This window comes from Cerasicoccus maritimus (genome assembly GCA_031296935.1).
GTDB lineage: Bacteria > Verrucomicrobiota > Verrucomicrobiia > Opitutales > Cerasicoccaceae > Cerasicoccus > Cerasicoccus maritimus.
Genome location: JAVDPD010000008.1, coordinates 1 through 12,500, shown reverse-complemented (window position 1 = coordinate 12,500; position 12,500 = coordinate 1). Strand labels below are relative to the sequence as shown.

Genomic DNA, 12,500 nt, shown 5'->3' with positions numbered 1-12,500 from the left:
ATGACGCGGCTCTACCGACAGTTTCAGACTTGGGGCCGCAACGCGCTCGACTTGATCTACCCGCGTGAATGCCTCGTCACCGGCGAACCGGTGGAAAACAACTCCCCCTGCCGCTACCTGTCGATTCCAGCGCTGGAGCGCATCTATTTCATCCACGAGCCGCATTGTGGGACCTGTGGCGCACCATTCTTTGGCGAGCTCATTGCCCTGCGCGACTGCCCTCACTGCCGCGAGCTCAACCCCGCCTACGCCAATGGACGTTCGTTGTTTTTCCTCCGCGACACCGGTCGCGAGTTCATTCATGAGCTCAAATACCGCAATGGACAACGCCTCGTGCCTGACCTGTCCCCCATTTTGCGTCGGGCACCGCGCTACCTGGAATTTCTCGCGGGCAGCATCCTCGTCCCCATCCCGCTGCATCCGGTGAGAGAGCGCGAGCGTGGCTACAACCAGAGCCTGCTCATCGCACTGCAGTTGGGGGAGATTTCCGGCTGCCCGGTGCAAGATATTTTGGAGCGCGTAAAATTTACTGAGACCCAAACCCGCCTCGACCGTAGCCAGCGGCAGGCCAATATGCGCGACGCATTTGCAGTCAAAAAAGGCGTCAATCTCTCTCCAGATCAGCGATTGGTGCTGGTGGACGACGTCTTCACCACGGGTGCCACCCTCAACTCCGCGGCCAAGATTTTGCTTAAAGCCGGGGTCCAACAGATTGATGTGGCAACGCTAGGGCATGGTTGACGAATGCACTTTAACCTGCCTATTATGCCCGTTTATACACTTTCTGAGCAATCTGACTAAGCATGGCTATATTCCGCAGACCGCAGTACTCCACCGTTCGCGTAAAAAAGAAAGACATTCCCGCCGGCCTCTGGACCAAGTGTCCTGAGAGCGGTGAAATCGTCTACAACAAGGAACTCGAGGAAAACTGGATGGTAGTGCCCAAAAGCGGCTACCACTTCCAACTCAAGGCGCGCCGCCGCATGGAGCTGCTCATCGACGACGGCACATTCGTCGAGCACGATGAGAGCCTTGCCAGCGTTGACCCGCTGGAATTCGTCGACAACAAGCCTTACCCGAAGCGCATCGAGGCCGCTATGGCCAAGACTGGAGAAAATGACGCCCTGCTCAGCGGCACGGGTGAGCTCGAAGGCATGCCGGTCTCCGTGGCAGTGATGGACTTTTCTTTCAACGGCGGCAGCATGGGCTCCGTGGTCGGCGAAAAAATCGCTCGCGCCATCGAGCGCGCCACTGCAGGCAATATGCCCGTGATCATCGTGTGCGCCTCCGGCGGTGCCCGCATGCAGGAGGGCATCCTGAGCCTCATGCAGATGGCCAAGACTTCCGCCGCGCTTGCCCGCCACAGCGAAGCCGGCCTGCCCTACGTTGCCGTGCTGACCAACCCAACCATGGCCGGCGTCATGGCGAGCTTTGCCTCATTGGGAGATGTGATCATTGCTGAGCCCAAAGCGCTAATCGGCTTTGCTGGACCGCGCGTGATCAAGGAAACCACCCAACAGGATCTCCCCGCTGGCTTCCAGACATCAGAGTTCCTCCTCGAACATGGCCTGATCGACCAAATCGTCCCGCGTCTGGAGATGAAGACCCGCCTCGCCACCTTGCTCAAGGCTTTCATGGCCGGTAAAAAGGCAGGCTAAGCAGCTACCGACACTTTTATAGCAGCAGGCCCGATCCAATATGGATTGGGCCTGTTTGTTGAAGCCAAGCCTACGCTTCGGCTGTTTCCGGGGCAGCGCCTAGTACGCTACGTCGCACGCCAGACGCAATGTCAAGGCCCTTGGCAATGTTTTCCAGAATGTGTTCTTCGCCCTTGGTGACATGATGGTCGACCTGCGCCAGCTTGCCCAGCATCAGGTAAAGCTGCTGCCGCTCATCAAACGAAGACAACTCAGTGTAGCGCTGGCAAAACTGCGAGATCTGCTGAGGTGAACATTCGCGGCACAGCGCCATCGTAATGAATGTCTCCGCCTGCTCATCAGAAAGACCGCAGGTGTTCTTTAAATAATCAGTGATTAGCACTAACTCTTCCGGCAAGAGAATTTGGTCTGCGTAGATGACCAAGCTGATCAGCGACATCTCCAGCGAGAGTTTCTCCGCTTTGCGGTGGGAAACCTTGAGCGCAGTAAAGCTGTCTCCAAAGCGCACTTTCAGGCGGAAGAGCAGCGGATTGCGCGTGTATTCTTCCAAGTAAACTTCGCGGCCCAAATCACTGATTTTCGCCGGAAACGGCGTTCGGGTGAGCTTAAACTTCACCTTTTTAATCAAGTTGATCTGGTCTTCGACCAAGGCTTCCTTGATCTCCTGGATCGCCATGGTTTTGGTTAAGTTCTGTCCTTTCTTCGGGGCCAGTGAGTCAATCATCAGGCAGACTTCCTTGCGATCAGCTACTGTATTGTAGGTATGGGCAAAGCGACGCGCCAGGCGGCGCCGTTCCATGGGCTCAATCGCATATTCCTGGTAGAGATTGAAAGCTTGCAGGTCCTGATCATTCATCCGCAGGGTGCCGTCCAGGTATTTACGAATCTTCAGGACATCCTCGTGCACAAGTTGGCCATTTGCCCACGCCACAGCCAGCATCAGCTTTGCAATTGCAAGCGGACGTGGATAGACAATGGGTGAAGCGGAAACAGACACTACTATATCCCTAACGGAAGACAGGTGATTATGTCAAGAAAACCTTGGAATACACCCTAATAATGTCAGTATTTTAGTGTATCTAACCTTGGATTTAATGACTAAGAGGGTGTCTAAAAACTCAATTGGCCTTCGCCGGAGAGCGTCTTTGGGGTCAAGATATAATTGCTTCATCTCGACGATGATAGCCCGCTCAATCAATGCCGCCTTGCGCTGCTTCCAATCTCATCCCCACCTGATTCGGCCTAGAGATAACATGAAGTTGCCGGGTCCAGCACTTGCTCACTCCGGCAACTGATGATAGATCAAAAACAATACCTGGCCGTTAAGCTCGGCATCGATGTTCACGCTGACAGCTACGTGGTGGTTCGTCAAGTTGATGGCAGCACGCCTCAGACTTCGCAAAAGTTTCGCACTCGTGAGTCTTTTCTTCGCTTCGTGAGCAAGCAGCAGTCTGAGGCCGAGCAGGTGTATGCCTGTTACGAGGCCGGTCCGTTTGGCTGGAGTCGTTTCAACAACCGCCGCCAAGTCAGCAGCTACACCGGGCTGTGCCCCAGCGAACACTCCTCGGGCAAAAAGCGACGGCAAGGCCACATCACCAAACACGGCAATCCCCGCGTGCGCGCCAAGCTGGTCGAGTGCGCCTGGCGCCTGGTGCGCTATCAGCCCGACTACCCGCCGATCCAAAAGTTCCGCGCCGCCTTGCTGGAAAAGAAAACCTCCCCGGCAGCCAGGAAAAAAGCCATCGTCGCCGTCGCCCGAAGACTGGCCGTGGACCTGTGGCGACTCTTTACCGACCAAACCACCCCCGAGCAAATCGGCCTGCTCATCAAACCGTCAATAGGATAACTTCGCTCAAGATAAACAAAGTAGAAAAGCCAACCAAACAAACCTTTCGGTGAAGGAGCGCGTCTGGAAAAATGTATGGGCCAAGCCCGTTCTAGAGATGAGACCGCCTGCCACCCTCAAACGACATTGAATACGTCATTAAGCGCCGACCAGTCGCGCGCGCATAGCAGTATAAGCCGCTTGAAAACAAGCGAGCAAACGAGGGAGGACTTCAGAACCGAACAACAACAACAAGCATGCTTGACTCAAAAAACTTCATAGCAGCACTTTTCATCTAACTTGGCCGAATCAGGCCGCAGTGATTTTTCGTGTCCAGCAAGGCGGCTTGAGCAGCTGCGGGCTGTAAGCTCTCGTTTTTTCAAGCAGTCTTACTTGTAGATTTACGAGTGCTATCCGGCAAAGCCGCCTCACGCCATTCCCCCTCCAGCAAAACGACTTTGGCGGGCGTAGGCACGCCTCGCTCGTTACGATTTAGTTGAGCGAGCACCAAGTCGACCGCCGCACCAGCGATTAAGTCATAGCGCGTAGTGATTCCGGGGGCGACACTGTCCGGCGTCCAGTTCATGGTCAGGCAATGCTTGAGCGATGGCCACAGCTGCATCACCTTTTCGTGGAACTCCTGGGTGAGATCAGTCGTCGATAACAACGCATCGGGCCGTAGCTTTGCACACTCTCGCGCGCTAGGCCACCCCTGCTGAAAGTCCAGATATCGGCACAACTCAGCGGCTATGCTCGGATCTGGATGCAGCGCGCAAAAGCCCCCTGACAACATCTGGTGCAAACGCCGATCCATCCCGGAGTCCAAGAGATACAGCGGACGCTTAGCACCAAGCTCGCGCAAGGCCAGCATGCTACGCCAAAGACTACGGTAGTAGTCGTGCCCTGCTCGGTGCAGAACCGGCTCCCACTCGGTCATACCGACAATGGCAAAGGCGAACGCAGACCAATCCCAATCGAGCGTCATCGGCTCATCCTGTAGCACCGTGGAAAAGAGTACGCCAGAGATTCCACGAGTCCGCAGGATTTTGTGCAATCGCTGCGGCGTCATGCCTTTATCGCTCAGCCAAAATGGCTCCAATTTAAAACCAAACTGCTGCGCACGGTTCAGCGCACCTTGAAAGATTAAGCTATTGTAGCGAGTCGTTGACTCGTCACGCGTACAAAACCAAATCCATGCCAGCACTTCCTGCGAGCGCGGCTTCTGGCTACGCCGAATTTGCGCCATGAGCGTCGTCAATCGCGGGTCCGGTCGATAGCCCAACTCGTCAGCCAGCGCACGCACACGCTCGATTGTCGCTGCCGAAACTGACGGGTGCCCCCGCAGGGCATACGAAACAGCCCCCACACTAAGGCCCGCCGCCTTGGCCAATTCCCGTATGGTATGCGCTGTTTGCTTTGCCACGACTTAACGAGTTCAGCCTCCAGCACTGAACGTCGCAAGAATATAAACCAAGGCCAAACTTAATGCGCGGCAGAAAAATTTGCTTCACCGCCTCATGCGCCTGCTTGGGGCGACGATATTCATCGAAGGTGCCTTTGTTGTTAAACGTGCGTGGTCGACCAATCGCATAAGCCGCACTGTAGGTGCGCGCATCACTGAAGTGCCACATGATGATGCCGCACATGCGCGGATAGTTCAATACTACGTTGCACGCCTCCGCCAAGAGCCGCGCTATTGCTCGCTGAAGAAAACCTCGTACATATCCCGCCATCCGTAGAGCGCCTCAGCGCCGATTTCGGAGATCATCACCGGCTTGTCGCCAAAGCCACGACCGTCGATGGAATCAATTATCTTTTGAATGGCCGGCGCAACCAAAGTAACCGGATCTTCGATGCCCAGCGCTTGCATCGTAGAGCATTAAATCCACGCGCACTTCGCCTTCCCTGTAATTTGCAGTTGGCGTAATCTGCAACGCACGCACAAAAGACTGATTGACCGGCAAGACATGCAGCGACACCCGCCGAGTAATACCGCCATACTGGTAGAAATCGAAGTATTCCTGATGCATCGAACGCCATCGGCACTGGCAGACGGTCGTTAAAATTCTGCGCAGTCGGCTGAATGGCGTTCAAGGATTCCTTCGTGAACACAAAGTCCCAAAGGCCGGATAGATCAATGACCGGACGAAGCGAATGGGAGGTATTCATGGGGGGATAACGACCCCCTATCAATCAACGCCCAGCAACATTCGTCAACCCAATGCATTAGGAAACATATTAAATTAGTTGCCTGGCATGCATCGTAGATTACATCCAGCGCATCGAAGCACGGCGATCAACGCGGAGGAGGGCCGCCTTTGCCACGGCCTCCTCCAGGACCACCCATGCCGGGACCACCACCGCCGCCACCGCTGGGACCACGACCAGGGCCACCGCCAGAATCACCGCCCTGCCGCGGGCCATAACCCTCGAAATATTCTAAATCCAAAGCCTGCACACTGCCGTCGAAAAACCACGCCAGCCGAGAATCACCATGCACTGGCTCCGCAGGCATGCGATTGGCGATATTGCTCAGCACGAATGGCAGTTGCTGGTCGGCTTCCACGAAGCCCCAGGTATTTGTCAAATTCGAGTAAGGCTGCGGCGACGCGCCGTTTTCCGAGCTCCCCCAAGGCTGCACGATCAGCTCCTCACCGAGCGGCATCTGCATGTTCATCATGAAGGCGATGACGTCCGTTGGCGGCTGCCCGGAACCTTCCATCGCCTGCTCGCAACCAGGCGTTAAAAAGGCGGGCGACAGGGTTTTCCCCTCTCCCTCATAAACGTCTAAATAATCAGCCAGAATCGTCGCCAGTTGGTCGCCCCCCTTCGGTGATGGATCATAGGCCGTCATTTGATACGGGCGCAGCGGCCCGGGCAAAGTGTTGTTGTGCTCTTGCGTATGCATCAGCACTGCCGAGCCGATAGACCGCATTTGCGAAGTGGCCGCCGTGCGATTGGCCATGCGCTTTACGCGATCCATCGACGCAATCAGGATCGCCGCCATAATCCCGATAACGGCGATGACAGTTAGTAGTTCCAATAGCGTAAATGCGCGCTTCTTCATGCCATCAGTGTAGTGTCTTTCGAACTTGAGCATAAATACTGCCAATCCTGTATCTCACATTTTCAAAGCACCAGCGAAAAAGAACAAGCAATCCCCTCAGGACATTAGTTGCCCATTAATACAATATTAATCCTACTAAGCTTGCGAGAAATGTACTCCGCGCCACAATAACCGCTCAACTATGCAAATAGACAACATCCTGGGGGGGACATTAGCGGGGTTGGGATTTTACTTTTTGGGAGTCGGCGGCATCCGCTCCAGCCTGCAACAGATCCCCGGCATTAAGTTTCGTGAACAAATCGGCCGCGCCACCGCGCATCCGATCCGTGCGGCGTTTACCGGCTTCACACTCGGCACGATCACTCAGACGTCGATTGGGGTGGCGGTGATCTTGGCGGGGTTGATTTCGCGCGGGCTAACGACCGTCCGGCAAGCCCTGCCGCTCATTGCCTGGTCCAATCTCGGGCTCGTCACTCTGGTCTTTATCAACTACCTGGAGGTCCACGTGCTGGCGATGTTCCTCGTGGGCATTGGCGGCATCTGCATTAATTTCAAACTCGGCGGACGCTTCAAAGGGCTCTTCCCGCCGCTGTATTCGCTGGGGCTGATTCTTGTGGGACTCTGGTTGCTGAAAACATCCCTCACGGAGCTCGCCCACCACCCGCAATTCGACGACTTCATTCAAGCCTTCCCCGCGATGAACCTCATCGCGTTCCTCTTTGCGGTGTTGCTGCGCATTCCGGTGCAATCGACATCCGCCGTGGCGGTCATCGGCATCATCATGCACAAGGCAGGGATTTTCACCGAAGATCAAGCCCTACTGACCTTCTATGGGACAGCCATTGGGACCGCCGGCGCGGCGTATTTCCTCACTGCTCACTTCCGTGGCGAAATGCGCCAAGTAACGCTCTTTGAGGCGGCGATTAACGGTATTGCCGGGCTGATCCTGCTCGCGCTTTTCTATGGCGAACGCCTCACCGGCGCGCACCTCTTCCACAGTTACCTGGAGATGCTACCCGGCGGCGCGGAGCTCCACCTCGCACTCGCCTTCCTCTTCCAGCAGGTGCTGGTGGTCATCGTCGCCTACGTATTCTTCAAGCCGATCCTGTTCTACATCAACAAGTCCGCGCCGCGCACCGTGGCTGAAGACTTGTCCGCAACGCAATTCATCCACGACCAGGCGGTGTTCGACGTCGAAACCGGGCTCCAGCTTGCGCGTCAGGAGATTCGCGGCCTCGTCAACCGCATGCCACAATACCTCGCCTGTGTCCGCACCGAGGGCAAGGTCGGCCCCACGAGGTCCATCAACGTCTGGCATGATTCGTCACTGGCGATCATTGAGGAGCTGGAGTCGTTCCTCGGAGCCATTGCCAGCCGTCGTGTTAAAAGCACCGAATCCTCTCTGGAGCTGCTCGATGTGCAACGCAGCCTCGACCACCTGATTGCCGTTGAGGAGAGCATGACCCGCTTCGTGCAAAGCCACATCGAGCTCCGCAAGATTCCTGCGCTCCATGAGCTATCCGACACCCTCGCCGAGGCGCTCGACGCCGTGATCGTGACCATGCTCGAAACCGCGCCGACCGATCCGGACGACCTCCAGCTCATCGCCCGGATCACCGCGGCACCCGGTGCCCGCGCCGAAACACTTCGCCAGAAATACTTGCACAATCAGGACTCACTTTCGCATGATGAACGCGCATTGGCCATTCGCACGATCACCCGGCATGAGCGCATTGCCTGGTCGATCAACCAGTGGGCCAACTCGCTACTCGCCGATTTAGAACACCAAGCTACGAACAACGAACACCATGACCGACGAAACTCCGAAATCCGCGTTGCGGAAGATGCTGGAGGACAACAAGTCCTTCAGTGAAGAACTCCCGCCCGGACAGCTCGACAGCATCCAATACGAGCAGAATCCCTACATCACGGTTCTCACCTGCTGTGATTCTCGCGTCCGTATTCGCGCCTTTCTCGCCGACCCGCATCCGACCGACAACGTCTTTGTGATCCGCAACGTCGGCAACCAGCTCGCTGTGACCAGTGGCTCCGTCGACTATGGCGTGCGTCACCTTAAAACGCCGCTGTTGCTCATTCTTGGGCACACCCGCTGTGGCGCCATCAAGGCTGCCAGCACGGACTACCGCAAGCTCTCGCTGCACCTCGTGCAGGAGCTCAACGGCCTGCACATTCCTGTCCGTGGCATGGACCCCGGCACCGACGACGACGTGCAGTGGCTCCAAGCCGTCGAGCGCAATGTGCATTACCAGATGGACCTGGCCGTCCAGCGCTACGCCCCCGAGATTGCCGAAGGCACGCTGGCAGTCATCGGCTGTGTTTATGACTTCGCAAACCTTTATAAAAAAGGCATCGGCAAAACCGTCCTGCTCAACGTCAATGGCGAGTCGAACTCGGACGTCTTCACCAAGTCCGACCTGATGGACGACCTCCCCGCCGACTTGGTCGACAGCGTCCTGCCCGGTAGCCCGGTCCCCCAATAAGGCCAGCCGTTACAGTTTTGATCTTAGAGGGCGTCTAAAAACTCAAGTGGTCTTCGTCGGAGAGCGCCTCCGAGGCCAAAATATCATTTCTTCATCTCGACGAAACTTGTTTCGCCTCGATTCAGAAGCCGAAATTTTGCCTCCCGAATACATCTCGCCGACTCGATCAGACTTTTTAGACGCCCTCTTAGAGATAACATGAAGGGTCCGGGTTGAGCAAGTGCTGGACCCGGCCATTTCATGTTATACTCCAGAATGTTCGCTGATCCAGGCCCCAACCTACTGCAAACCCGTGCGCTCGAGGATGCGCTGGAGGTCTTCGTTGCCGTAGTATTCGATGATCAGTCGGCCCTTTTTCGGGGTGTGTTTGAGCTGCACCTTCGTGTTCAGGCGGCTGGAAATTTGCTTCTCCAAATCGCGGACGACCGTTTCCGACGCGGCATCGTGCGAGGCCGGGTCCTTGCGCAGATTCGATTCCGACTTGATGCGCTTCACCTGCTTTTCGACTTCGCGAACACTCATGCCGGCTTCAATTGCGCGGCGGGCCAGGATTAGGCGCTGGGCCGGATCTTCCACTCCGAGTAGCACCTTGGCGTGGCCGGTGCTCAGCATGCCCTTGGCCAAGTAACCCTGGATCTCCCGGTCGAGCGCGAGCAGGCGCAGCGTGTTCGCAATCGAGGCGCGCGGGCGGCCAATACGGTCCGACACCGCTTCCTGCGTCAGGTCAAAATCCTTCATCAGGCTCGCGTAGCCGAGGGCTTCTTCAATCGGGTTGAGGCCTTCGCGCTGCAAGTTTTCGATGAGCGAAATCACGGCGGAGGACGCGTCACTGGCGTCCATCACGCGGGCGGCAATGGTCTTGAGGCCCAGCTTCTGGTGCGCGCGCCAACGGCGCTCCCCGGCAATGAGCTCAAACTGGTCCTTCTCCTTGGTCGTGCGGACCACGATGGGCTGCAGCAGGCCTTCGGAGCGAATGCTGTTGGCCAGCTCCTCCACGTGCGCGGGGTCCATCTCACGGCGCGGCTGGTAGGGGTTGGGCACGATGGCGGCCACCGCGATCTCGCGGTATGGTCCGGCGGGCGGAGCGGGCGTGGCCTTCGGGGCGGCTTCGGCCTTGGGCGCATCGGTTTTGGCCACAGTTTTCTTCACTGCGGTTTTCTTTGCGCCGCCACCGGCGATGATGCCACCGAGGCCGCGGCCAAGTCTACTTTTCGGAGCTGCCATGAATTACTTCAGCACGATTGCTAACGGGGTTTCAAATTCTTTTACCGACAATCGGCGCTTATTCTTTAACGGGCACGAAAATCGTCTCGCCAGCCTTGAGTCCGGTCGCGTCCGCAATGCGGTTGGCGTTCATGATATCCTTGATCGAGGAGCCGTATTTTTTCGCAATGCCGGAAATCGTTTCGCCGGACTTCACTTCGTGCGTGTAGCCGGTGGTCGGATAATCTTCATCAAAGTTTACCTGCGGTGTGATGTTTGGCGTGGCGTTCATGGCCTGGGCCAGCTTCTTAAAGCCGTCCTGGGTTTGCTTGGCTAGCGCTTGGATTTCCTTGTTCACCTCAGCCAGAATCTCGCGCTTGGCGGCGGCTTCGCGCTCGGGCAACGCGGCGAGCTTGGTTTCGGTTTGCGCGACAAAGTTATTCAGACTGGCGGTAGAGGCGGCCTGCTGCTTGAGCAGCGCCTCGTAGTTTTTTATCATCTGCAGCTGCTGGCGCTGGAGCGACTCCACCTGGACGCTGAGCTGGCCCACCTGCTCTTGCAGCAGCTGGACATCTTGCGCCATACGGGCAAAGGCCGTGCTTTGCGCCGAGGCAAACAGCGGGCAACAGACGGCTAGGCAAAGGAAAAGAAATCGATTCATGACAAAGTCTTAGAAAAGGCTTAAAGGAGTGTTTTTAAATTAAGATTGTTGATGGCGGCATGGATTTTTTCAGTCAGCAAAGCGCCTTCAGCATGAAAGACCCGAAAGAGAACAAAGCTGATGGAAAAAGCCATCCGATGCCTGAACGGCGAAAATGAAAAGTCGCAGCGTTGGCGTATCGCCGCATCCATTTCCCCTCGTCCATCACAACGTTAATTTGAAAACACTCCCTAACTAAAGCAAAATCCGGCGCGCCGGTCAGACTTTACGTGGGAAGGGGGTTTTTGACACTAATTTGGTAAGTTCGCCGCTGTCCAAAAAGGTTCCCGTCTCCAGCGGATAGCCGCGCAAAAAGTCGCCCGCGGGCAGCATCTTGGCGCCAGGGCGCTGGAGGTTATCCAGGCGCACTGCCCCCTCCCCGCACGCGACGACCAGCCCGTCGACCGTGGCCGCAAGGATTTCGCCCGGTGCGCCGTGGCCGGACTCCGCGTGCCCGCCGCTCACCTTGATGCGCGCGCCTTCGTGGTCGAAGTAACACCCCGGCCAGGGGAAGAGCCCGTTGACCCGCGCCGCGAGCTGCTGGGCGTTCGCATTGAAATCCAACGCGCCGTCGGCCTTCTCCAGCTTGCGGCAATACGTCACCTGCTCGGGGTCCTGCTCGGTGAACTCGGCGTCGCCCGCCAGCAGCGCCTCAAGGTTGCGCTCGAGCAGCGCCGGGCAGGCGTCGGCCAGCTTGCCCCGCATGGAGGCGCCGGTGTCCCCGCCTTCGATCGCCACGCGCTCGACATCGCACACGGCACCGGCGTCCATCTTGGGCACAATGCGCATCAGCGACACGCCGGTTTCTTTTTCGCCACAGGCGACGGCGGTTTCGATCGGCGAAGCGCCGCGGTAGGCCGGCAGCAGCGAAGCGTGGAAATTAACAAACCCGCGCGGCGGCACAGCGAGCAGCGACTTCTTTAAAATGTGCCCATAGGCCATGACCAGCGCCAGGGCGATGTCGCGCTCGCGCAGCCAGTCCTCCAGCTCCGGGCCGGGCTTTTCCGGTCGCAGCAGCTCGATGCCGTGCTCCAGCGCCCAGGCGGAAATCTCATTGGGCGACAGCTGCTTGCCCCGCCCTTTTCGCCGGTCGGGCTGGCTGACCACGCCGACGAGTTGCACGCCCGCGGGCGGCGTTTTCAGCAGGTAATTCAGGAGCGGAATGGAGATCGGGTCAGACCCGAAAAAGACGACGTTGGGCATGGGAGGAAAAAGGAAAAAGATTAAAGGAAAAAGTGAGAGTGGCGAAGTTATGCACAGGAGGCAACAGAGGGAACGGAACCAGCGAGGCGTGTTCAAATTTTAACCGCGGAGGACGCAGAGAGCGCAGAGAACACGGAGGCATTCATTCCTATAAACTAATGCCACCAAAAGGCGCAAAAAACGCAAAGATTTAGTCGTGATGTGTTTGAACAGAAGGCAGCAAAGAGAGCAAAGCCAGCCAACGAAAATCTACACGCAGAGCTCGTTAATCTGTAGTAGCCACGATCTGATCTGACAGATCGTGCTGTCTGGTCGATTAAAGTGTCAGGCTATTTTCGTTTGG

11 protein-coding genes and 1 pseudogene are annotated in these 12,500 nt (G+C 57.0%); 5 read left to right on the top strand and 7 right to left on the bottom strand.

The window, feature by feature from the left end; all coding sequences use genetic code 11:
• Together RBB62_RS07025 and accD are read left to right on the top strand one after the other, a co-directional pair.
• Entirely contained in the window at positions 1-741 is a 741-nt protein-coding gene (locus tag RBB62_RS07025) for a ComF family protein (RefSeq protein WP_309398025.1), read from the top strand.
• Between the two features lie 62 nt (positions 742-803).
• Complete coding sequence (gene accD, locus RBB62_RS07020) at positions 804-1,658, top strand: acetyl-CoA carboxylase, carboxyltransferase subunit beta (RefSeq protein WP_309398024.1); 855 nt, start codon at positions 804-806, stop codon at positions 1,656-1,658.
• Positions 1,659-1,728: 70 nt separating this feature from the next.
• On the opposite strand, the gene RBB62_RS07015 is transcribed toward accD, so the two are convergent.
• The gene (locus RBB62_RS07015) at positions 1,729-2,655 is read right to left on the bottom strand and encodes a TerB family tellurite resistance protein (RefSeq protein WP_309398023.1); all 927 of its coding nucleotides are present in this window, start codon (positions 2,653-2,655) and stop codon (positions 1,729-1,731) included.
• Positions 2,656-3,159: 504 nt separating this feature from the next.
• Between RBB62_RS07015 and RBB62_RS07010 the strand changes: the two are divergent.
• Positions 3,160-3,504, top strand: a pseudogene (locus RBB62_RS07010) (transposase); the annotation flags it as partial.
• 358 nt (positions 3,505-3,862) lie between these two features.
• On the opposite strand, the gene RBB62_RS07005 reads toward RBB62_RS07010, so the two are convergent.
• The 3 genes from RBB62_RS07005 to RBB62_RS06995 form a co-directional block, all read right to left on the bottom strand.
• Complete coding sequence (locus tag RBB62_RS07005; RefSeq protein WP_309398022.1) at positions 3,863-4,906, bottom strand: LacI family DNA-binding transcriptional regulator; 1,044 nt, start codon at positions 4,904-4,906, stop codon at positions 3,863-3,865.
• A gap of 270 nt (positions 4,907-5,176) precedes the next feature.
• Positions 5,177-5,353, bottom strand: coding sequence for a hypothetical protein (locus tag RBB62_RS07000; protein ID WP_309398021.1), 177 nt, complete (start codon positions 5,351-5,353; stop codon positions 5,177-5,179).
• Between the two features lie 426 nt (positions 5,354-5,779).
• The gene (locus RBB62_RS06995; protein ID WP_309398020.1) at positions 5,780-6,583 is read right to left on the bottom strand and encodes a type II secretion system protein; all 804 of its coding nucleotides are present in this window, start codon (positions 6,581-6,583) and stop codon (positions 5,780-5,782) included.
• A gap of 148 nt (positions 6,584-6,731) precedes the next feature.
• Between RBB62_RS06995 and RBB62_RS06990 the strand changes: the two genes are divergently transcribed.
• Together RBB62_RS06990 and RBB62_RS06985 are read left to right on the top strand one after the other, a co-directional pair.
• Positions 6,732-8,423 carry a Na/Pi symporter gene (locus RBB62_RS06990; protein WP_309398019.1) on the top strand — a complete coding sequence of 564 codons (1,692 nt, stop codon included), beginning with the start codon at positions 6,732-6,734 and terminating at the stop codon, positions 8,421-8,423.
• A complete protein-coding gene (locus RBB62_RS06985) occupies positions 8,359-9,051 on the top strand; it encodes a carbonic anhydrase (RefSeq protein WP_309398018.1) in 693 nt (230 codons plus the stop codon). The genes RBB62_RS06990 and RBB62_RS06985 overlap by 65 nt, the downstream gene beginning before the upstream one ends.
• 279 nt (positions 9,052-9,330) lie before the next feature.
• Here RBB62_RS06985 and RBB62_RS06980 read toward each other — a convergent pair whose 3' ends face one another.
• The 3 genes from RBB62_RS06980 to fmt form a co-directional block, all read right to left on the bottom strand.
• Positions 9,331-10,275: a ParB/RepB/Spo0J family partition protein gene (locus RBB62_RS06980; RefSeq protein ID WP_309398017.1), complete on the bottom strand. Its 945-nt coding sequence runs from the start codon at positions 10,273-10,275 to the stop codon at positions 9,331-9,333.
• A gap of 58 nt (positions 10,276-10,333) precedes the next feature.
• Positions 10,334-10,915 carry a LysM peptidoglycan-binding domain-containing protein gene (locus RBB62_RS06975; RefSeq protein ID WP_309398016.1) on the bottom strand — a complete coding sequence of 194 codons (582 nt, stop codon included), beginning with the start codon at positions 10,913-10,915 and terminating at the stop codon, positions 10,334-10,336.
• Positions 10,916-11,173: 258 nt separating this feature from the next.
• Positions 11,174-12,157, bottom strand: coding sequence for a methionyl-tRNA formyltransferase (gene fmt, locus RBB62_RS06970; protein WP_309398014.1), 984 nt, complete (start codon positions 12,155-12,157; stop codon positions 11,174-11,176).
• Between the last annotated feature and the right edge of the window lie 343 nt (positions 12,158-12,500).